We start from the raw sequence: 17,252 nt of genomic DNA, 5'->3' as shown, positions 1-17,252 counted from the left end.
AAGCCCGGACCGACGAACCGGCGCGTCAGCGCCAGCGGGCCAGCAGTTCCAGCAGCGCGAGGTCACCGCGCAGCGGGCCGCGCAGTGATTCACGCGTACGGTTGGCACTGGCGTGCCAGTCCAGCAGACCTATCGCATCGAGCGCGCTGGACAACGGGCCGGGCTCACCTGCGGTGCGGGCGCGCGCCTCGTCGGCTGCGGCCTGCGCGGCAAACCATACCCGCTGCGCCGGCTCCTGCTCCAGCCACCGGCGCACTACCTCCATGGTTTCGCCGCGCCCGCCCGCCAAGGCGGCCAGGTCCCGTCGCACCTCGCGGCGGCGGGCCAGCGAGCCGTCCTGCGACCAGCGCTGTGCCAGCCCCGGATTGCCACCGGCGGCCTCCAGCGCCGCGGCGCCGTCCTCCACGCCCTGGGTCTGCAGCCACGCCAGGGCGGCGGCGGCTTCCGGCAACTGGAACTCGAAGCGCTGACAGCGGCTGCGGATGGTTTGCGGCAGGCGCCAGGGCGCATCGGCCACCAGCACCAGCATGGTCTGCGCAGCCGGTTCTTCCAGCGTCTTCAAAAGCGCATTGGCGGCGGCGGCATTCAGTGCATCGGCCGGGTCGATGGTGGCGACCTGCCAGCCACCGAACTGACTGGACATCGCCAGCCGGGCGGACAGATCGCGAACCTGGTCCACCACGATCTCGCTGCGCTGCACGCCGTCCTTGCGCAAGCCGTAGCTCACCGCGACGCGATCGGGATGGCTGCCGGCGGCCAGCAGGGCGCAGCTGCGGCAGTGCCCGCACGCCTCGCCGCCCACCGGCTGCACGCAAAGCAATCCCCGCACGAAGCGTTCCGCAAAGACGCGCTTGCCCAGACCCGCCGGCCCGCAAAGCAGAAGCGCGTGCGGCAGGGCGCCGCGCTCCCGCCTTGCCTGCAGGCGTTGCCAGTGCTCGGCGTGCCAGGGCATGGCGCTCATCGGCTCGCCTCCCGCAGCAGCGGCTGCAGCGCCGCGATCGCCTCGTGCAGCACCTGCTGTGGCGTGCCGCCCGCATCGATCATCCTGAAGCGCCGTGGCTCGGCCAGCGCGCGTGCGCGATAGGTCGCACGCACGCGCTCGAAGAAAGCATCCGCTTCGGCCTCGATCCGGTCCGCCTCGCCCCGGCCCGCCGCCCGCGCACGGCCCGCTGCGACGGGCAGATCGAGCAGCAGGGTGAGGTCCGGCGCGAGCCCCGCGCAGGCCCAGGACTCGAGCGAGGCGATCCGCTCCATCGGCTGGCCTCGACCGCCACCCTGGTAGGCGTAGCTGGCGTCGGCGAAGCGATCGCACAGCACCCATTGGCCCGCCTCCAGCGCCGGCGCGATGCGCTCTCGCACCAGTTGCGCGCGCGAGGCGAACATCATGAGCAACTCGCTTTCGGCGCTGAGCCCACCCAGCGCGGGATCGAGCAGGAGGGTTCGCAGTGCTTCGCCCAACCGCGTGCCGCCGGGCTCGCGCGTCTGCACGAGGTCGATACCCTGCCCTGCCAAGTGGTCCCGCAGGCCCGTCAGCAAGGTGCTCTTGCCGGCCCCTTCGCCGCCTTCGAGGCTGATGAAGCGTCCGCGCAGGTTCATGGGCAGCGCTTCAACTGGAAGCAGGCGACGTTGCGGTTGTGCTCGGCCAAGGTGCTTGCGAAAACGTGGCTGCCATCGCCGCGGGCGACGAAGTAGAGCGCGTCGCCGTCCGCCGGATGCAGTGCGGCTTCGATCGCCGGCTTGCCGGGCAGCGCGATGGGCGTGGGCGGGAGACCCGGACGGGTGTAGGTGTTGTAGGGCGTATCGGTGGCGAGGTCGCTGCGGCGGATGTTGCCGGCGTAACTCGCGCCCATGCCGTAGATCACGCTTGGGTCGGTCTGCAGCAGCATGTGGTTTCGCAGGCGGCGCACGAACACGCCAGCGATCCGCTTGCGCTCGTCGGCGCGCCCGGTTTCGCGCTCCACGATCGAGGCCAGGATCAGCGCCTCGTACGGTGTGGCCAGCGGCAGGTCCTTGTCGCGGCCGGGCCACAGGGCATCAAGCGTCTTCTGCATGGCTGCGCGGGCGCGCTTGAGTACGTCGAGGTCGCTGTCACCCTTCACGAATGCGTAGGTCTCGGGCAGGAAGCGGCCCTCCGGCGCCTCGCCCGGTGCCCCCAGCCGCTGCATCAGCGCCGCGTTGTCCAGCCCGGTGCTGAGATGATCAAGCGTGTCGGAGCGATCCAGCGCCGCGCGAAGCTCGGCAAAGGTCCATCCGTCGACGATCGTGAAGTCATGCTGCAGCACGTGGCCGGCGGCCATGTTCTGCAGCAGGGTGCGCGGCGTGATGCCCGGCTCGAGCGCGTACTCACCCGCGTGCAGGCGCCCGGCGACGTGCATCTGCTCGGCCAGCGCGCGCCAGTACCAGGGCGAGGCCTGGGTCAGACCCTGCTCGCGCAGCTGCGCGACGATCTGCTTGAAGCCGCTGCCGCGCGGCACATCCAGCGTTGCGTGCTGGCCGCTGACCGCCAGTGGCGAGGCGCTGAAACGGGCGAAGTCGCGCCAGCCCCACGCCAGTGCCACGGCACCGGCCAGCAGCAGCAACAGCACCAGGGCGCGCCACGCCGCGCGGCCGCGCATAACGAATCGACTCATGCCTGCTCCAACGTGAAACCGAGATTCCGCCAGTGCCGCTGCAGGCCACGGGCGAAGGTACCGGGGGCGAAGACCTTAGCGCCCACCGACTGAACCGGCAGGATGCCGCGGATGCTCGAGCTGAGGAAGACTTCTTCCGCGCGGATGAGCTCGTCGAAGCCGATATCGCGCACCTGGGCTGCCGCCTGCACGGCCAGCACCTCCGCTCGCGCCACGCCGGCCACGCCGCAGCGCTTAAGCGAAGGCGTCACCAGCTGGCCATCCATGACCGCAAACAGATTCGCCATGGTGGCGCATATCACCCGGCCAGCCGCATCGCACAGCAGGCCCTCGGCAATGGTGGAATCGCTCCACTCGGCACGCGCCAGCACCTGCTCCAGCCGGTTGAGATGTTTGATGCCGGCCAGCAGGGGCTGCTCGGACAGCTGCAGCCGGCAACGGCGCACGCGCACGCCATGGACAAGCGCCTCCGCACCCGGCATGGGCAGGTCGAACGCGGCAACCACCCGCCTGGGCACCGGCACGGCCGGTGGCGCATAGCCTCGCTCGCCCACGCCGCGGGTGACCGTGATACGCACGGCTGCGCGCGGCATGCCGCGACTGACCGCTCGCGCCTCCTCCAGCAGCACCGCCGCATCCGGCGCCGCGATCGCCAGCCGATCGCAGCCTTCCCGCAGGCGCTGCATGTGACGCGACCACAGCGGTGCGTGGGCGCCCTCGAAGCGAACGCTCTCGAACAGGCCGTCGCCGTAACACAGCCCGCGATCCAGTGCCGGAACCACCTCGCCCGCCACGCCATCGATCAGCATGCGCGGACCCATCAGTCGGTGGCGCCCAGCGCACGCAGCAGGCCGCGAGCCTTCGCGCGCGTCTCGTCCAGCTCGGCGGCAGCCACCGAGTCGGCCACGATTCCCGCACCGGCACGCAACGTCACGGTGTCGCCGACCACCGCCAGGGTGCGGATCAGGATGTTGAGATCCATGTCGCCATTGCGGTCGAGGTAGCCCATCGCGCCGGTGTACGCGCCACGCGGCGCGTCTTCCAGTTCCGCGATGATCTCCATGCAACGCACCTTGGGGCAGCCGGTGATGGTGCCGCCGGGAAAGGTCGCCGCGATCAGTTGCCCGGGCGTCACCTGCGGGCGCAAGCGACCGCGCACGTTCGACACGATGTGGTGCACGTGGGCATAGCTCTCCACCACCATCAGCTCGTCGACCTCGACCGTCCCCGGCGCGCACACGCGCCCCAGGTCGTTGCGCTCCAGGTCGATCAGCATGACGTGCTCGGCGCGCTCCTTCGGGTGAGCGCTCAGCTCCAGAATGCGCGCAGACTCGTCATCGCCAGCCACGCGCGGCCTGGTGCCGGCGATCGGGCGAGTCTGCGCCAGGCCGGCGCGCGACTCCACCAGCCGCTCCGGCGATGAACTGACCACCGCCCAGCCCGGCTGCTGCAGCAATCCGGCGAACGGCGCGGGGTTGGCGCAGCGCAGGGCTTCGTACAGCGCCGCGGGGGCGGGCTCGGCGGCGTAGCGGGCACGCCAGGCGCGCGACAGGTTCGCCTGGAAGATATCGCCGGCGCGCAGGTAGTCATGGATGCGCGCCACGCCCTCGAGGAACCGTGCCGGCGGGTCTTCATCGATCTGCACCGGGAACGCCACAGTCGAGCGCGGCGGTGCCCGTTCCAGGTCGTGCTCGACCTGGTCCAGCAGCGCTTCGTGACCCGCCTCGGCCACCAATGTCGTGTCGCCGCGGTGGTGGTCGATGATTGCTGCCGCAGGGCAGCGCAGCGCCAGTGCAACCGGCATGGTCGCGGGCGGGTCGAGCGCCAGCCGCGGCTCGATCTGGCCGGCCAGTTCGTAGGCAAGGAAGAGCAGCCAGCCGCCGCGGAACGGCAGCGCGTCATCGGGCTCGCATGGCAACTGCAACGCACGCCAGCGTGCGTCCAGCGCGTCGAGGAAGCTGCCTTGCACGACGGCGCCGCGTTCGTCGCGCAGCTCCCCGCTCGCACCCAGCTCCAGCCGCTCGCCCGCACAGACGAACAGGATGTCGAAACGCGCTTGTGGCGTGGCGTGCACCACGCTCTGCAGCAGGCCGGCATAGCGCTCGGGAAAGGCAGCGGCCAGCGCGAGCAGGTCGCGCTGGCCGCTCAGCCGGCGGCGATGGCAGGTCACGCGGTACTCAGACGCGACGGAAGACCAACGTGCCGTTGGTGCCGCCGAACCCGAACGAGTTGGACATCGCCACATCCAGCGTCGCCTGCTCGGCCCGGTTGGCCACCAGATCCATGCCCAGCGCAGCGACCTCGGGGTCGACCTCCTGCAGGTTCATGGTGGGCGGCATCACGCCGTCGCGCAGCGCCATGATCGAGAAGATCGCCTCCACGCCGCCGGCGGCACCGAGCAGGTGGCCGGTGACCGACTTGGTGGAACTCACTGCGAACCGGCCCTTGGCGGTGGCGTGCTCGCCGAACACGTTGCGGATCGCCCTGGCCTCGCCCAGATCACCCACCGGAGTGGAGGTGCCGTGTGCATTGACGTACTGCACGCCTTCGGGCGCGAGACCGGCATCGGTCAGTGCATTGCGCATGGCCAGCTCGGCACCCTCACCGCTGGGCGCGGTGATGTGGAATGCGTCGCCGCTCATGCCGAAACCGATGATCTCGGCCAGGATGTTGGCGCCGCGCGCCTTGGCGAATTCGTACTCCTCCAGCATCAGCATGCCGGCGCCATTGGACAGCAGGAAGCCGTCACGGCCGATATCCCACGGGCGGCTGGCGTGGGTCGGATCGTCATTGCGGGTGGACATCGCCTTGGCCGAGCAGAAACCGGCCATCGCCGTGGGTGTGGTGGCGAACTCGGCACCGCCGGCCAGCATGGCGTCAGCATCGCCGTACTGGATCACGCGCATCGCCATGCCGATGTTGTGGGCGGCGGTGGTGCAGGCCGACACCAGCGCGATGTTCGGGCCCTTCAGGCCGTGGTAAATGGACAGGTTGCCGGCCACCATGTTGATGATCGAGCTGGGCACGTAGAACGGCGACACCTTGCGCGGCCCCTTCTCTGCCAGCTCGATGGCGGTAGCCTCGATCGTGTGCAGGCCGCCGATGCCGGCGCCAGCGGCCACGCCGATGCGCGCGGCATTGGCATCGGTGACCTGCAGGCCGGACTGACGAAACGCATGAGTGCCCGCGACGATGCCGTAGTGGATGAATGGATCCATCCGCTTGAAGTCCTTGCCGATCGAGCGCTGCTCGTCCGGCGGCACGTCGGTGCCCTGGAAATACGCCGCCACCGGGTCGAACCCGTGCACTTCACCGGCGATGCGCGTTGCATAGGCGCTGGCATCGAAGGCCGTGACCGGGCCGATGCCGCTGTTGCCTTCCAGCACGTTTTTCCAGGCCGTGGCAATGTCGTTGCCGACCGGCGAGATGATGCCCATGCCGGTCACTACCACGCGTCGCTTGCTCATGCTCTAGTTCCTTCGTGATGCCATGGTGTCGCCGTCCGCCGCGGATCGGCCGCCGGTGGACGCGTCCGATGTGCCCGGCGCGGCTAGCGCACCATACGGGATCGGACGTTGCAGAATTCAGAAACGAAAACTGCGCCAATGTGGCGCAGCTTTCGCTATCGGATCATCGGAACCGGGGAAGGCATGAAGCACTTCCGGCTCCCGACTCGATCAATCCTTGGAGTGGGCCTTGATGTAGTCGACGGCCTGCTGCACGGTGGTGATCTTCTCGGCTTCTTCGTCCGGGATCTCGGTCTCGAACTCTTCTTCCAGAGCCATCACCAGCTCGACCGTGTCCAGCGAATCTGCGCCCAGATCGTCCACGAACGAAGCGTTCGCCGTGACCTCATCTTCCTTCACGCCCAGCTGCTCGATGACGATTTTCTTGACGCGTTCTTCGATGGTGCTCATGTACCAAACCTCCCAAGGAGAAATTTTTATGCTGCGCCGGCGGGTTCCGGCATAAGCCTGCGGTCGCGTGCCCGGGAGGGCTTGTACGTCCCGCTGACGGTGGAGCCACGATGGCCCGGAGGCCAGCGCGAAGAGCGCATTGTCGCCTAAAACGGGTTCGGTGGCGACAACTGGCCCGATCAGGGGCGGCGCGATGCGCCGCCGGTGTCACGGCATGTACATGCCGCCGTTGACGTGCAGCGTCTCGCCGGTGATGTAGGCCGCCGCGGGGGACGCCAGGAAGGCTACCGCCTTGGCGATGTCGGTGGGCTCACCGAGATGGCCAAGTGCGATCTGGCCAAGCAGCCCGCTGCGCTGCTCCTCGCTGAGCGCGCGCGTCATGTCGGTGTCGATGAAGCCCGGCGCCACCACGTTCACCGTAATGCCGCGGCTGCCGATCTCTCGCGCCAGCGACTTGGAGAACGCGATGATGCCGGCCTTGGCCGCCGCATAGTTGGCCTGCCCCGGATTGCCCGTGACCCCGACCACCGAGGCGATCGAGATGATGCGGCCCTTGCGCGCCTTCATCATGCCGCGCATCACCGCCTTGGACGTGCGGTAGACGGAGGTGAGGTTGGTGTCGAGGATCGCCTGCCAGTCCTCGTCCTTCATGCGCATCAGCAGCTGGTCGCGGGTGATGCCCGCATTGTTGACGAGGATGGAGACGGCGCCGAACTCCTTGCCGATGCCATCGATCAACGCATCGACGGCGGCACCGTCGGTGACGTCGAGCTTGCGGCCGTGGCCGCCGCGCGCGGCCAGGCGATCGCCGATCGCCGATGCACCGCTGTCGCTGGTCGCGGTGCCGATCACGGTGGCGCCCATGGCGGCCAACTCGTCGGCGATCGCCGCGCCGATGCCGCGGCTCGCGCCGGTGACCAGCGCGACCTCACCCTTGAGTATGTCGTTCATGCACAAATCCTTTCGGTTCGAAATCGGGAGGGCTCAGACCCACTCGGTGCGGGTGGTCTCGAAGTCGCCCGGGGTGCCGAGCGCGCGCGCCTCGACCGACTTGTCGATGCGCTTGACGAGACCCGCCAGCACCTTGCCTGGCCCGCACTCGGCGATGCGGGTGGCGCCCCCGGCGACCAGCGCCTGCACGCAGCCGGTCCAGCGCACCGGCAGATAGAGCTGGCTGACCAGCGACTCGCGGATCGACTGCACCGTGTCGTGGACGCGGGCGTCCACGTTCTGCACCACGGGAATCTTCGGCACGTGCCAGGCATAAGCCGTCATCGCCTCGGCCAGCCGGTTGGCGGCCTCGCGCATCAGCGGCGTGTGCGAGGGCACGCTCACCGGCAGCTTCACCGCCTTGCGCACACCGCGTTCGGCCAGCAGGGCCAGCGCCTTGTCCACCGCATCGGCGTGGCCACCGATCACCACCTGGCCCGGGGAGTTGAAATTGGCCGCAACCACTACGTGCACTCCCGACGCATCGCGGCAGGCCTCTTCGACTACCGCATCGTCGGCGCCGAGCACGGCGGCCATGGCACCGGAGCCTTCCGGCGCGGCCTCCTGCATCGCCTGGCCGCGAATGCGCACCAGGTGTGCGGCGTCACGCAGGGCAATCGTCTCGGCGGCGACCAGCGCGCTGTACTCGCCGAGGCTGTGACCGGCAAGCTGGGCAGGCACGGCACCGCCCTGCGCGCGCCACAGGCGCCATACCGCCACGCTGGCCGCCAGCAACGCCGGCTGGGTATATTCGGTGCGGTTGAGCTGCTGCTCCGGACCCTGCTGGCTGAGCGCCCACAGGTCGACGCCTGCGCCGTCCGACGCCTCGTCGAACGTCGCCCTCACCTGCGGATGCAGCTCGGCCAGCTCGGCCAGCATGCCGACGGACTGGGAGCCCTGGCCGGGAAAGACGAAGGCCAGCGAGGAGGCAGATGCAGTCATGCAGGCGAAACCCGATCATGGAAAACGGGCATGGTGCCAGCATTCACTGACGTACGCAGCCGTATCGCGACGTTTCGTGCCGTAGAACGCAGATGCCGCCCCGAAAGGCGGCATCCGAGGTGACATCCGGCGACTGCGATCAGTAGCGCAGCAGCGCCGACGCCCAGGTGAAGCCGCCGCCGAAGGCCTCCAGCAGCAGGGTCTGGCCGCGCTGCACCTTGCCCGAGCGCACGGCGAAGTCGAGCGCCAGCGGCACCGAGCCGGAGGAGGTGTTGGCATGCTTGTCGACCGTCACCACCACCCGGTCCATCGACATCTTCAGGCGCTTGGCGGTGGCCTCGATGATCCGCAGGTTGGCCTGGTGCGGGATCAGCCAGTCGATGTCCGACTCCTGCATGCCGGCGGCCTGCAGCGTCTCGTCGACCAGCGAATCGAGTGTCTTCACTGCCACCTTGAACACCTCGCGGCCGGACATGCGGATGCGCACGCCATGATTCGGCTCGTCGGTGAAACCAGCCGACACGCCGACCGGGTTGTACAGCAGGTCCTTGTGCCCGCCGTCGGCGTGCAGGCAGGTGGCGAAGATGCCCGGTTCGCTGGAAGCCTCCAGCACCACCGCACCGGCACCATCACCGAACAGCACGCAGGTCTCGCGCTCGGTCCAGTCGACCATGCGGGTCAGCGTTTCGGCACCGATCACCAGCACCTTCTTCGACTGGCCGCTGCGAATGAACTTGTCGGCGATGCCCAGCGCATACATGAAGCCCGAGCAGGCCGCATTGACGTCGAACGCGGCGCAGCCGTTGGCCCCGAGACGGTGCTGCACCAGGCAGGCGGTGGACGGAAAAATGATGTCGGGCGTGGTGGTGCCGAGCACGATCAGGTCCAACTCGGACGCTTTCACCCCCGCAGCCTCCAGCGCACGCTGGGCGGCAGTGACTGCCAGGTCGCCGGTGGTCTCGCCCGGTGCAGCGATGTGCCGCTCGCGAATGCCGGTGCGCGCAACGATCCACTCGTCGCTGGTCTCGACCAGCTTCTCGAGATCGGCATTGGTGACGACGCGATCCGGCAGTGCGCTGCCGGTACCGGTGATACGGGCGTAGATCGGGGCCATTCAACTATCCATCAGCGCGGTCGTGCGGGCGGCGGCCCGTCCATCGAGACGGGTGACACTGCGGCGGGCGGGACCGACAAGTTACGTGCGCGGGCGCCTGAAAGCAAAACGGCGCGTCGCCGCGCCGTCCTGCCGATCATCGATGCCCGAAGGCTCGAATCAATCCTCTTCGACCGCCGTGGTCGCGGTGTCGATCACCTTCTTGCCGCGGTAGTAACCGTCGGCCGTCACGTGATGGCGCAGGTGCACCTCACCGCTGGTCGGGTCGGTCGACAGCTGCACGGTCTGCAGCTTGTCGTGCGAACGACGCATGCCGCGGGTGGACGGGGTCTTGCGGCTCTTGGCAACGGCCATGGCGGATCTCCAACGTAATCGCTTGTATCGAGCGGGTTATTTCTTGAGTTCGCGCAACACCGCGAACGGATTATCGGTACGACCCTGGGCAGGACTGTCGTCCTCCGACGGGCTTGTCACTTCTTCAGGCAACGCGCTGTCCGGATTGATCGGAACCAGCGGCAGCGCCAACAACAGTTCGTCCTCGATGACGTCGGCGGTGACCAGCATGCCGGTCTCCTCGACCAGCAGCGGCTCGCAGCCGGGCGACAGCCCCGACTCTTCCCGCTCCGAACGAATCAACCCGAGGCGGTTGTCCACTTCCACCGGCAGCACGAACGGCTCGAGAGAGCGTTGGCAGACCACGGTAAGCGGCGCCTTGGCGCGTACATCGAGATATGCCGTGCCCAGCTCGTCGCGACCGAATTCCAGCTCGAACTCGACCTCGCCGCTGTTGCCCGCGAGCATCCCGCAAAGGCGGGGCATCGAGGCTACAGGAAGCGTTCCAACAAACGAACGCCGCGCCGAAACCATGCGCCAAGCGTCCACGGACTCTGGCAGTGTCACGGACATAATCGCGAAATTATGGGTTTGCCCCGGCTCCAAGTCAACAGCCGAGCCGGGCGGGAACCCCTTCGCGTGCACGCCGGGAGCCACGGCGGGCCTTTTGCCTGCGCCGCCCCGCATGCGGCAGACTGGGCATCCGACTTTTCCGGCGAAGCGAGCACGTGACTCCCCAGATGATGATAGCCGGTGCAGCCGCCCTGTTCGGGCTGCTCGTGGTGTGCGTCGGCATGGTGCTGGCGCAGCGCAAGCGGCAGTGGCAGCGCAACGCGAGCCTGCAGAACCTGCTCGACCTGGCCGACCGGCTCGAGGCGGACCTGAAGACTTGTCGCGGCGGTCTGCAGCAGGCCCATGCCGTCATGTCGCTCAATCCGGACACACCGCAGGCCAGCGAGAAGGATGCCCGGCAGGCGATCGATGCGGGCCTGCGGGCCTTGCTCCAGCAGCGGCTGTGGATCCGCGACTGCGCCGCGTGGGCCAGCCTCGACCAGATGGAAGAGACCGCCCGGTCGATGCGCGACACCCGCGCTCGCCTGCAGCCCCTGATGGCGGCGCTGAGCCAGGCCCAGCACGACCTGGACAGCGCCATGCGCGAGCACATCCAGCGCGAGCCGGGGGCATGACCGCATCGGTGGTGCTGGGCTCCACCTCGCGTTACCGCGCCGAACTGCTGCACCGGCTGCTGGATGGCTTCGCCCAGGCTGCGCCCGGTACCGACGAGGCGGCGTTACCGGGCGAGAGTGCGCCCGCGCGTGCGCTGCGCCTGGCATGCGCCAAGGCCGGGGCAGTGGCCCGCTCGCACCCGCAGGCGCTGGTGATCGGTTCCGACCAGGTGGCGGAACTGGATGGCGAGGTGCTGGACAAGCCGGGCAGCATCGAGCGTGCCTGCGAGCAACTGCGCCTGAGCCGCGGCCGGACCGTGCATTTCCACACGGCGCTGTGCCTGTTCGACGCGCGCCACGGCACGCAGCAAACGCACGTGGACCACACCGCCGTGGTATTTCGTCCGCTGCACGACGATGAGATCGTGCGGTACGTGGCGCGCGAGCGGCCGCTGGACTGCGCCGGCAGCTTCAAGTGCGAGGGCCTCGGCATCAGCCTGTTCGACCGCATCACCACGGACGACCCGACCGCACTGGTGGGGCTGCCGTTGATCGCCCTCGCCCGCCTGCTACGGTCCGCCGGCATGACGATTCCCTGAGACGCGCGGGCCGCGATTACGGCTGCGCGGCCTCGTGCGACTGTCGCCAGATCACGCACGCAGCGCGCTCGCGACCGTCCGCGGGCTGGTCGCCCGCACCGGTTGCCGGCACGGTACCGAGGTACAGCGCAAACCGCTTGCGTCGCGCATAGCCATCGACCCGGCCGAGCAGGCGCGGCGCCTCGATGCGGCGGCACAACGTGCCTTGCCACGCCAGCCGTTCGCGTTCGCTCTGCGCGGTCTCTTCCACCACCAGCAGCATCGGCTCACCGGCATGCGCCCGCAGGGCATGCTCGTCGCGCTGCCATATCGCCAACTGCGGCGCCCGCCCGTGCTTGATGTTCAGCGGGCTGTCCAGGCTGAAGACCGGACGCCGCCCTCCCAGCAAAAACTCCAGCTCCGCGGCCAGCACGAAGTTGTCCGCCACCAGCAGTGCCGTCGGCGCGGCCGCGATCGCTGGCCGCACCAGCGCAGCCGCTTCGCGCCAGCCCACAAACGCATAGGGAAAGGCCTTGGCTCCGGCCAGCCGCGCCGCGCCGCCGGGGGTGGTGGCCAGCGCGAGGTAACCCAGCACCAGCCCCTGCCCCAGCAAGGCCGTGCAGGCGGCCCAGGCCAGCAGACGCCTGCCGAACAACGAGCCACCCGGGTGCCAGAGCAGCGCCGGAAGCGCGGCGAGCAGCGGCAGGTAGCCTGGCAGCGGCCAGTGCGCGCGAAAACGCAGGTCGTCCGCGAACAGGCCGAGCACGAAATACAGGCCGATGAAGCCGACCGCCAGCCACGCGAGCACGTCCCACGGCGCGCCCTGCCCGCGGCGACGCCAGGCCTGCCACGCCGACCACAGCAACACGCCATACAACAAGGGTGTGCACGCCAGCGCCTGTTCCAGCGGCTGGACCAGCGCGCTGGCGTGAAACTGCCAGGGATTGCGGTCGACCAGCTGGAAGGCCACCCCCGCGCCATGCTGCTGCCAGTTGGACACGGCCAGCGGCAGCAACCCCAACGTGGCGCAGCCGAGCGCGAGCCACAGGCCCGGCCTTCGCCACAGAAGCCGCCCCCGCGGCTCCAGCGCCATGAAGAGCAGGCCTACCAGCATCACCATGGCCGCTCGGTAGTGCGTGCTCCAGGCGATGCCGAGGCCGAGGCCCAGCAGCAGCCAGTCGCCACGGCGGTCGCGCGCGGCAGCGCGCAGCAGGCCCAGCATGGCCAGCGCGATCGCCACGGTCAGCGGCACGTCCGGCAGGGTCAGCACACCCAGCGTGCCGGCAAGCGGCAGGACCAGGCAGAGGAGGCCGGCCTGCCAGCCGACCCGATCATCGAACGCCTCGCGCGCAAACTGCACGACGAGCCACGGCAGCGCTGCCCCCAACAGCAGGAACGGCCAGCGCATCGCCAGCAACCCGTGCCCCGCCACGGCTTCGCCAAGCCGGACAAGCCACGCGGTCAGCGGCGGCAGGTCGCTGTAACCCCACGCCAGATGACGACTTTCCTGCCAATAGAACGCCTCGTCGCCGAACGGCGCCAGGCGCATCGCGAGCATCACCTTGACCGCCGTGAGCGCGACAAACAGTGCCACGAACGTGGCTCGCCAGCGTGCGACAGGCACCACTACACTCGACCGGTCACGCACGTCTTGCGCTCTGCCGCGTCGCCAGGGAACTGCCTACCACCATGTCTGCCACCACTCCGCTTCGCGACGATCCGCTCATCCAACGCCTCGAGGCGGCGCTGACCCAGGTCAACCAGGTGCTGCTGGGCAAGCCGCGCCAGGTCAAGCTGGCCTTTACCTGCCTGATCGCCGGCGGCCACCTGCTGCTGGAGGACGTGCCCGGGGTGGGCAAGACCACGCTCGCGCATGCCCTGGCGGCCACGTTCTCGCTCGACTTCCAGCGCGTGCAGTTCACCAGCGACCTGTTGCCGTCGGACATTATCGGCGTGAGCGTGTACGAGCGCGAGACGGCGCAGTTCCGGTTCCATCCCGGCCCGATCTTCGCCGGGCTGCTGCTCGCCGACGAGATCAATCGCGCCACGCCGAAGACCCAGAGCGCACTGCTTGAGGCGCTGGCCGAAGGCCAGGTCACCGTGGACGGGCAGACGCACGCCCTGCCGGTGCCGTTCTACGTGGTGGCCACGCAGAACCCGCTCGATCTCAACGGCACCTTTGCCCTGCCCGACTCGCAGCTGGACCGCTTCATGCTGCGCGTGTCGCTGGGTTACCCCGACGCCAGCGCCGAGCGCGCGCTGCTCACAGGCAGCGATCGTCGCAGCCTGCTCGGCCAGCTCCAGCCCAAGCTCGACGGCGCGAGCCTGCTGGACCTGCAGCAGCGCGCGCAGGCCATCACTGCCAGCCAGGCGCTGCTCGACTACCTGCAGGCCCTGCTGGCGGCGAGCCGGCGCCACACCGACATTCGCGTGGGACTCTCCCCGCGCGCCGGGCTCTCGCTGCTGGCCGCGGCCCGCAGCTGGGCCTTGCTGAGCGGGCGTGCCCACGTGCTGCCGGAAGATCTGCAGGCGCTGTTCGTGCCGCTGGCCGGCCACCGACTGGTGCCCAGCCGAGGCAGCAGCGGCGACGCGCTGGCCCGCGAGCTGCTGGCCGAGGTGGCGGTGGATTGATGGCCCCGTCGCTGCAACGCATGCAGCGCTGGGCCGAACAGCGACTGCCCGCGCTTACCCGCTTCCGCCAGCCCGAGCCGCTGCCGATCGAACTGCATCGTCGACGCATCTACATCGTGCCCACCGCGTTCGGGCTCGGCTTCGGCATGCTGCTCCTGGTGATGCTGGTCGGGTCGCTCAACTACACCAACAACGCCGCGCTGCTGCTCACGTGCCTGCTCGGCGCGGCCAGCATGAGCTCGATGCTGGTGGCGTTCCGCGCGCTGGACGGGTTGGTGCTCGGCACCATTCGCGCCGGACACGCGATCGCCGGGCAGCCGATCGATCTGCATCTGGTGTTCAATGCGCCGCGCGCTCGCGAGTCCGTACGCGTCGACCTCGGCGAGCAGCAACAGGCCTTTGCACTGGCCGCAGGCGCCGAAGCAGAGCTCACGTTCGCGCTGCCGACCGAGCACCGCGGCTGGCAGGCACTGCCACGGGTGCGGGTGTGGAGCACCTGGCCGCTGGGCCTGTTCCGCGCCTGGAGCTGGCTGTATCCGGAGCAGTCGGTGCTGGTGTGGCCCCGGCCGGAACCCCTCGGCCCGGCTCCCCAGGCACCCGACGATGACCCCGCGCGCCAGCGCCAGCACCGCGGCGACGACCTCGCCGCGCTGCGCGACTATCGCGCGGGCGATCCGCAGCGGCATATCGCGTGGAAAGCCAGCGCGCGCCACGAGGGCCTGCTGGTGAAGGACTTCGAGCAACCGCAGTCTTACCAGGAATGGCGACTGGACTGGCGCGAGCTGCCGCATCTGGACGGCGAGTCGCGTATCGCCCGGCTCGCCCGCTGGGTCGGCGAAGCGCACGCGCAGGGCCGCCGCTACAGCTTGTGGCTGCCCAGTCAGGAGATCGCTGCCGGCAGCGGCGCCGACCAATACGCGCGTTGCATGAGCGCCCTGGCGTTGCTGCCATGACCTGGTTCGCGCGCTCGCCCCGGTCGGCCGGCGCCGTGCTGGGCGCGCGCAGTTTCGACCTGCTGACGCTGACGGTGCTGGCGGTGCTCGTGCTGCATGCGGCGCACTCGCCCTGGTGGCTGAGCGCAGGACTGGTCGTGGTGCTGGCGCTGCGCTGGTGGCAGCGGCGACGTGAGCCGGTCAAGGCGCCGCTTTGGTTGAAGCTTCCGCTGCTTGGCTTGCTCACGCTGGCGATCCTGACCACCTACGGCACGATCTTCGGCCGTGGGCCGGGCGCGGCACTGGCGGTGGGCCTGCTGGTGCTCAAGCTGCTCGAGAGCGAGTCGCCACGCGACGTGCGGGTCGGCACCGCATTCGCCTGCTTCGCGCTGATGGCCGCGCTGCTGTTCGACCAGAGCCTGCTCGCCACCGTCGGCGTCGGCGTGGGCCTGCTCCCGGCGCTGGCCGCGTTGCGATCGCTGGAGCCGGGACAGGCGCCCACCACGCTGCCGCGCCAGCTGCTCCCGGGGCTGGTGCTGCTGGTGGTGTCGCTGCCGCTGACCCTGTTCGCGTTCGCGCTGGTGCCGCGGTTGGGCGCGCCGTTATGGGGCGCACCGCAGAACGACCAGGCGCGCAGCGGCCTGAGCAGCGAGATGTCGCCCGGCGCCATGACCGACCTGCTGATCGACGACAGCCCGGCCATGCGCGTCGCCTTCGATGGCCCGTTGCCACAACGTGCCTTGCTGTATTTCCGCGGCTACGTGATGTGGAACTACGACGGCAGCAGCTGGCACGCTGCGGACGTCGCCGGTGATCCGGCCGATCTGGCGGAGCCGAGCGATCCGGTCAGCTACACCATCACCCTGCTGCCGACCGCGCGTCGCGTGATGCCGGCGCTCGATGTTCCGCTGGCGTCGGTGGAAGGGGCACAACTTCAGCCCGGGCGAACGCTGGTGCACGCCCGGCCGGTCAACGACACGCTCACGTACCGCCTCACTTCGGCGCTGCACTACCGGCTGCAGCCGCGGCTCGAGCGCGGCCTTGCGGCATCGCTACAGCTGCCGCAAGGCTTCAATCCACGCACGCTGGCACTGGGCCGGCAATGGCGCGCCCGCCACGGTGACGACACCCGGGCCATCGTGCGCGCGGCGCTGGACATGTTCCACGACGACGGCTTCAGCTACACGCTGGCGCCAGCGCCACTGGGACGCGACCGGATGGACGACTTTCTGTTCTCCACCCGTGAAGGCTTCTGCGAGTACTACGCCTCGGCCTTTACCGTGCTGATGCGCGCCGCTGGCGTGCCTGCCCGCGTGGTTACCGGTTACCAGGGCGGGTTCTGGAACAAGCTCGGCAACTACCTGCTGGTGCGCCAGTCCGACGCGCACGCCTGGAGTGAGGTATGGATGGCCGGCCGCGGCTGGGTTCGAGTCGACCCGACCGCCGCGGTGCGGCCCGAGCGGGTCAATCTGGGCGCTGCCGCCGCGGCCGGCGGCGACGGTCGCCCGTGGTACCAGGACGCCTGGCTGCAGGGGTTTCGCAACCGCTGGGACGTCGTCAACCGTTGGTGGGACAAAGGCGTTATCGGCTTCGATGCGCTGCGCCAGCGCGGCCTGCTCACGCCGTTCGGGGTACAGCAGACCGACACGCAGATGCTGACCCTGCTGCTGATCATTGGCAGCGTGCTGTTCGCCACCGCCGGACTCACCTGGGCGATGCTGCGGCGCACGGCCATGGATCCGGCGCTGGCCGGCCTGCGGTTGCTGGAACGCAAGTTGGGCCGGGCCGGCGTCGCGCGGCGCCGTGGCGAGGGTCCGCAGCACTACCTGACCCGTGCGGCGCGAGCGATGCCGGGCCAGCGCGAGGCGCTGGATGCGCTGATGCAGCAGTACCTGGCGCTGCGCTATGCCGGCGACCCACCGGCGCGTGAATCGCTGCGCGCGTTCCGACGCGCCGCACGGGATTTTCACGCGCCGCGCGTGGTCCAATGAGTTCAATGTGACGGCAGTGCCGTCGCCC

Annotated in this window: 18 protein-coding genes; 5 read left to right on the top strand and 13 right to left on the bottom strand. The window is 69.4% G+C overall.

The window, feature by feature from the left end; translation table 11 throughout:
• Positions 1–25 precede the first annotated feature (25 nt).
• The 12 genes from holB to VFG40_RS17000 all read right to left on the bottom strand — a co-directional run bounded on the left by holB (position 26) and on the right by VFG40_RS17000 (position 10,499).
• The gene (gene holB / locus VFG40_RS17055) at positions 26–961 is read right to left on the bottom strand and encodes a DNA polymerase III subunit delta' (protein WP_324899748.1); all 936 of its coding nucleotides are present in this window, start codon (positions 959–961) and stop codon (positions 26–28) included.
• Positions 958–1,596 carry a dTMP kinase gene (gene tmk, locus VFG40_RS17050; protein WP_324899746.1) on the bottom strand — a complete coding sequence of 213 codons (639 nt, stop codon included), beginning with the start codon at positions 1,594–1,596 and terminating at the stop codon, positions 958–960. The genes holB and tmk overlap by 4 nt, the downstream gene beginning before the upstream one ends.
• Positions 1,593–2,630 carry an endolytic transglycosylase MltG gene (gene mltG, locus VFG40_RS17045; protein WP_324899744.1) on the bottom strand — a complete coding sequence of 346 codons (1,038 nt, stop codon included), beginning with the start codon at positions 2,628–2,630 and terminating at the stop codon, positions 1,593–1,595. Before mltG ends, tmk begins: the two co-directional genes overlap by 4 nt.
• Positions 2,627–3,451, bottom strand: a complete 825-nt coding sequence (gene pabC / locus VFG40_RS17040) for an aminodeoxychorismate lyase (protein ID WP_324899741.1) — start codon at positions 3,449–3,451, stop codon at positions 2,627–2,629. Before pabC ends, mltG begins: the two co-directional genes overlap by 4 nt.
• Complete coding sequence (locus tag VFG40_RS17035; RefSeq protein ID WP_324899739.1) at positions 3,451–4,800, bottom strand: aminodeoxychorismate synthase component I; 1,350 nt, start codon at positions 4,798–4,800, stop codon at positions 3,451–3,453. The genes pabC and VFG40_RS17035 overlap by 1 nt, the downstream gene beginning before the upstream one ends.
• 7 nt (positions 4,801–4,807) lie before the next feature.
• A complete protein-coding gene (gene fabF, locus VFG40_RS17030) occupies positions 4,808–6,097 on the bottom strand; it encodes a beta-ketoacyl-ACP synthase II (protein WP_324899737.1) in 1,290 nt (429 codons plus the stop codon).
• Between the two features lie 210 nt (positions 6,098–6,307).
• Positions 6,308–6,547: an acyl carrier protein gene (acpP, locus tag VFG40_RS17025; protein ID WP_056003912.1), complete on the bottom strand. Its 240-nt coding sequence runs from the start codon at positions 6,545–6,547 to the stop codon at positions 6,308–6,310.
• Positions 6,548–6,754: 207 nt separating this feature from the next.
• Positions 6,755–7,498 (bottom strand): 3-oxoacyl-ACP reductase FabG, encoded by a 744-nt coding sequence (gene fabG / locus VFG40_RS17020; RefSeq protein WP_324899734.1) that lies wholly within the window; start codon positions 7,496–7,498, stop codon positions 6,755–6,757.
• Between the two features lie 33 nt (positions 7,499–7,531).
• Positions 7,532–8,479 carry an ACP S-malonyltransferase gene (gene fabD / locus VFG40_RS17015; protein WP_324899732.1) on the bottom strand — a complete coding sequence of 316 codons (948 nt, stop codon included), beginning with the start codon at positions 8,477–8,479 and terminating at the stop codon, positions 7,532–7,534.
• 139 nt (positions 8,480–8,618) lie between these two features.
• Positions 8,619–9,593 carry a beta-ketoacyl-ACP synthase III gene (locus tag VFG40_RS17010; RefSeq protein ID WP_324899730.1) on the bottom strand — a complete coding sequence of 325 codons (975 nt, stop codon included), beginning with the start codon at positions 9,591–9,593 and terminating at the stop codon, positions 8,619–8,621.
• Between the two features lie 159 nt (positions 9,594–9,752).
• Entirely contained in the window at positions 9,753–9,947 is a 195-nt protein-coding gene (gene rpmF / locus VFG40_RS17005; protein ID WP_324899728.1) for a 50S ribosomal protein L32, read from the bottom strand.
• 36 nt (positions 9,948–9,983) lie between these two features.
• A complete protein-coding gene (locus VFG40_RS17000; RefSeq protein WP_324899725.1) occupies positions 9,984–10,499 on the bottom strand; it encodes a YceD family protein in 516 nt (171 codons plus the stop codon).
• Between the two features lie 167 nt (positions 10,500–10,666).
• On the opposite strand from VFG40_RS17000, the gene VFG40_RS16995 reads away from it, so the two are divergent.
• Both VFG40_RS16995 and VFG40_RS16990 read left to right on the top strand, forming a co-directional pair.
• Positions 10,667–11,113 carry a hypothetical protein gene (locus VFG40_RS16995; RefSeq protein ID WP_414649327.1) on the top strand — a complete coding sequence of 149 codons (447 nt, stop codon included), beginning with the start codon at positions 10,667–10,669 and terminating at the stop codon, positions 11,111–11,113.
• A complete protein-coding gene (locus tag VFG40_RS16990; protein ID WP_324899723.1) occupies positions 11,110–11,691 on the top strand; it encodes a Maf family protein in 582 nt (193 codons plus the stop codon). The genes VFG40_RS16995 and VFG40_RS16990 overlap by 4 nt, the downstream gene beginning before the upstream one ends.
• A 16-nt stretch (positions 11,692–11,707) precedes the next feature.
• On the opposite strand, the gene VFG40_RS16985 is transcribed toward VFG40_RS16990, so the two are convergent.
• On the bottom strand, positions 11,708–13,264 hold the full coding sequence (locus VFG40_RS16985; protein ID WP_324899721.1) for an ArnT family glycosyltransferase: 1,557 nt from the start codon (positions 13,262–13,264) through the stop codon (positions 11,708–11,710).
• A gap of 95 nt (positions 13,265–13,359) precedes the next feature.
• On the opposite strand from VFG40_RS16985, the gene VFG40_RS16980 reads away from it, so the two are divergent.
• From VFG40_RS16980 to VFG40_RS16970, 3 genes are read left to right on the top strand one after another with little or no spacing between them, the layout of a single operon-like run.
• Positions 13,360–14,301: an AAA family ATPase gene (locus tag VFG40_RS16980; RefSeq protein WP_324899719.1), complete on the top strand. Its 942-nt coding sequence runs from the start codon at positions 13,360–13,362 to the stop codon at positions 14,299–14,301.
• Entirely contained in the window at positions 14,301–15,254 is a 954-nt protein-coding gene (locus VFG40_RS16975) for a DUF58 domain-containing protein (protein WP_324899717.1), read from the top strand. Before VFG40_RS16980 ends, VFG40_RS16975 begins: the two co-directional genes overlap by 1 nt.
• On the top strand, positions 15,251–17,224 hold the full coding sequence (locus VFG40_RS16970) for a transglutaminase TgpA family protein (RefSeq protein WP_324899715.1): 1,974 nt from the start codon (positions 15,251–15,253) through the stop codon (positions 17,222–17,224). The genes VFG40_RS16975 and VFG40_RS16970 overlap by 4 nt, the downstream gene beginning before the upstream one ends.
• Positions 17,225–17,252: the final 28 nt, after the last annotated feature.

Source organism: Dyella sp. (genome assembly GCF_035685805.1).
Taxonomy (GTDB): Bacteria; Pseudomonadota; Gammaproteobacteria; order Xanthomonadales; family Rhodanobacteraceae; genus Dyella_A.
Note: the sequence above shows the minus strand (reverse complement) of the source record. Positions and strands in the feature narration are given on the sequence as shown.

What these genes read in the sequence shown, in the direction of transcription:
- VFG40_RS17010 (WP_324899730.1), bottom strand. Translation starts at nt 9,593, where the DNA reads ATGGCCCCGATCTACGCCCGTATCACCGGTACCGGCAGCGCACTGCCG.
- fabG (WP_324899734.1), bottom strand. Translation starts at nt 7,498, where the DNA reads ATGAACGACATACTCAAGGGTGAGGTCGCGCTGGTCACCGGCGCGAGC.
- rpmF (WP_324899728.1), bottom strand. Translation starts at nt 9,947, where the DNA reads ATGGCCGTTGCCAAGAGCCGCAAGACCCCGTCCACCCGCGGCATGCGT.
- VFG40_RS16980 (WP_324899719.1), top strand. Translation starts at nt 13,360, where the DNA reads ATGTCTGCCACCACTCCGCTTCGCGACGATCCGCTCATCCAACGCCTC.
- mltG (WP_324899744.1), bottom strand. Translation starts at nt 2,630, where the DNA reads ATGAGTCGATTCGTTATGCGCGGCCGCGCGGCGTGGCGCGCCCTGGTG.
- VFG40_RS16970 (WP_324899715.1), top strand. Translation starts at nt 15,251, where the DNA reads ATGACCTGGTTCGCGCGCTCGCCCCGGTCGGCCGGCGCCGTGCTGGGC.
- fabF (WP_324899737.1), bottom strand. Translation starts at nt 6,097, where the DNA reads ATGAGCAAGCGACGCGTGGTAGTGACCGGCATGGGCATCATCTCGCCG.
- VFG40_RS16990 (WP_324899723.1), top strand. Translation starts at nt 11,110, where the DNA reads ATGACCGCATCGGTGGTGCTGGGCTCCACCTCGCGTTACCGCGCCGAA.
- VFG40_RS16995 (WP_414649327.1), top strand. Translation starts at nt 10,667, where the DNA reads ATGATGATAGCCGGTGCAGCCGCCCTGTTCGGGCTGCTCGTGGTGTGC.
- tmk (WP_324899746.1), bottom strand. Translation starts at nt 1,596, where the DNA reads ATGAACCTGCGCGGACGCTTCATCAGCCTCGAAGGCGGCGAAGGGGCC.
- pabC (WP_324899741.1), bottom strand. Translation starts at nt 3,451, where the DNA reads ATGGGTCCGCGCATGCTGATCGATGGCGTGGCGGGCGAGGTGGTTCCG.
- VFG40_RS16975 (WP_324899717.1), top strand. Translation starts at nt 14,301, where the DNA reads ATGGCCCCGTCGCTGCAACGCATGCAGCGCTGGGCCGAACAGCGACTG.
- VFG40_RS17000 (WP_324899725.1), bottom strand. Translation starts at nt 10,499, where the DNA reads ATGTCCGTGACACTGCCAGAGTCCGTGGACGCTTGGCGCATGGTTTCG.
- holB (WP_324899748.1), bottom strand. Translation starts at nt 961, where the DNA reads ATGAGCGCCATGCCCTGGCACGCCGAGCACTGGCAACGCCTGCAGGCA.
- acpP (WP_056003912.1), bottom strand. Translation starts at nt 6,547, where the DNA reads ATGAGCACCATCGAAGAACGCGTCAAGAAAATCGTCATCGAGCAGCTG.
- fabD (WP_324899732.1), bottom strand. Translation starts at nt 8,479, where the DNA reads ATGACTGCATCTGCCTCCTCGCTGGCCTTCGTCTTTCCCGGCCAGGGC.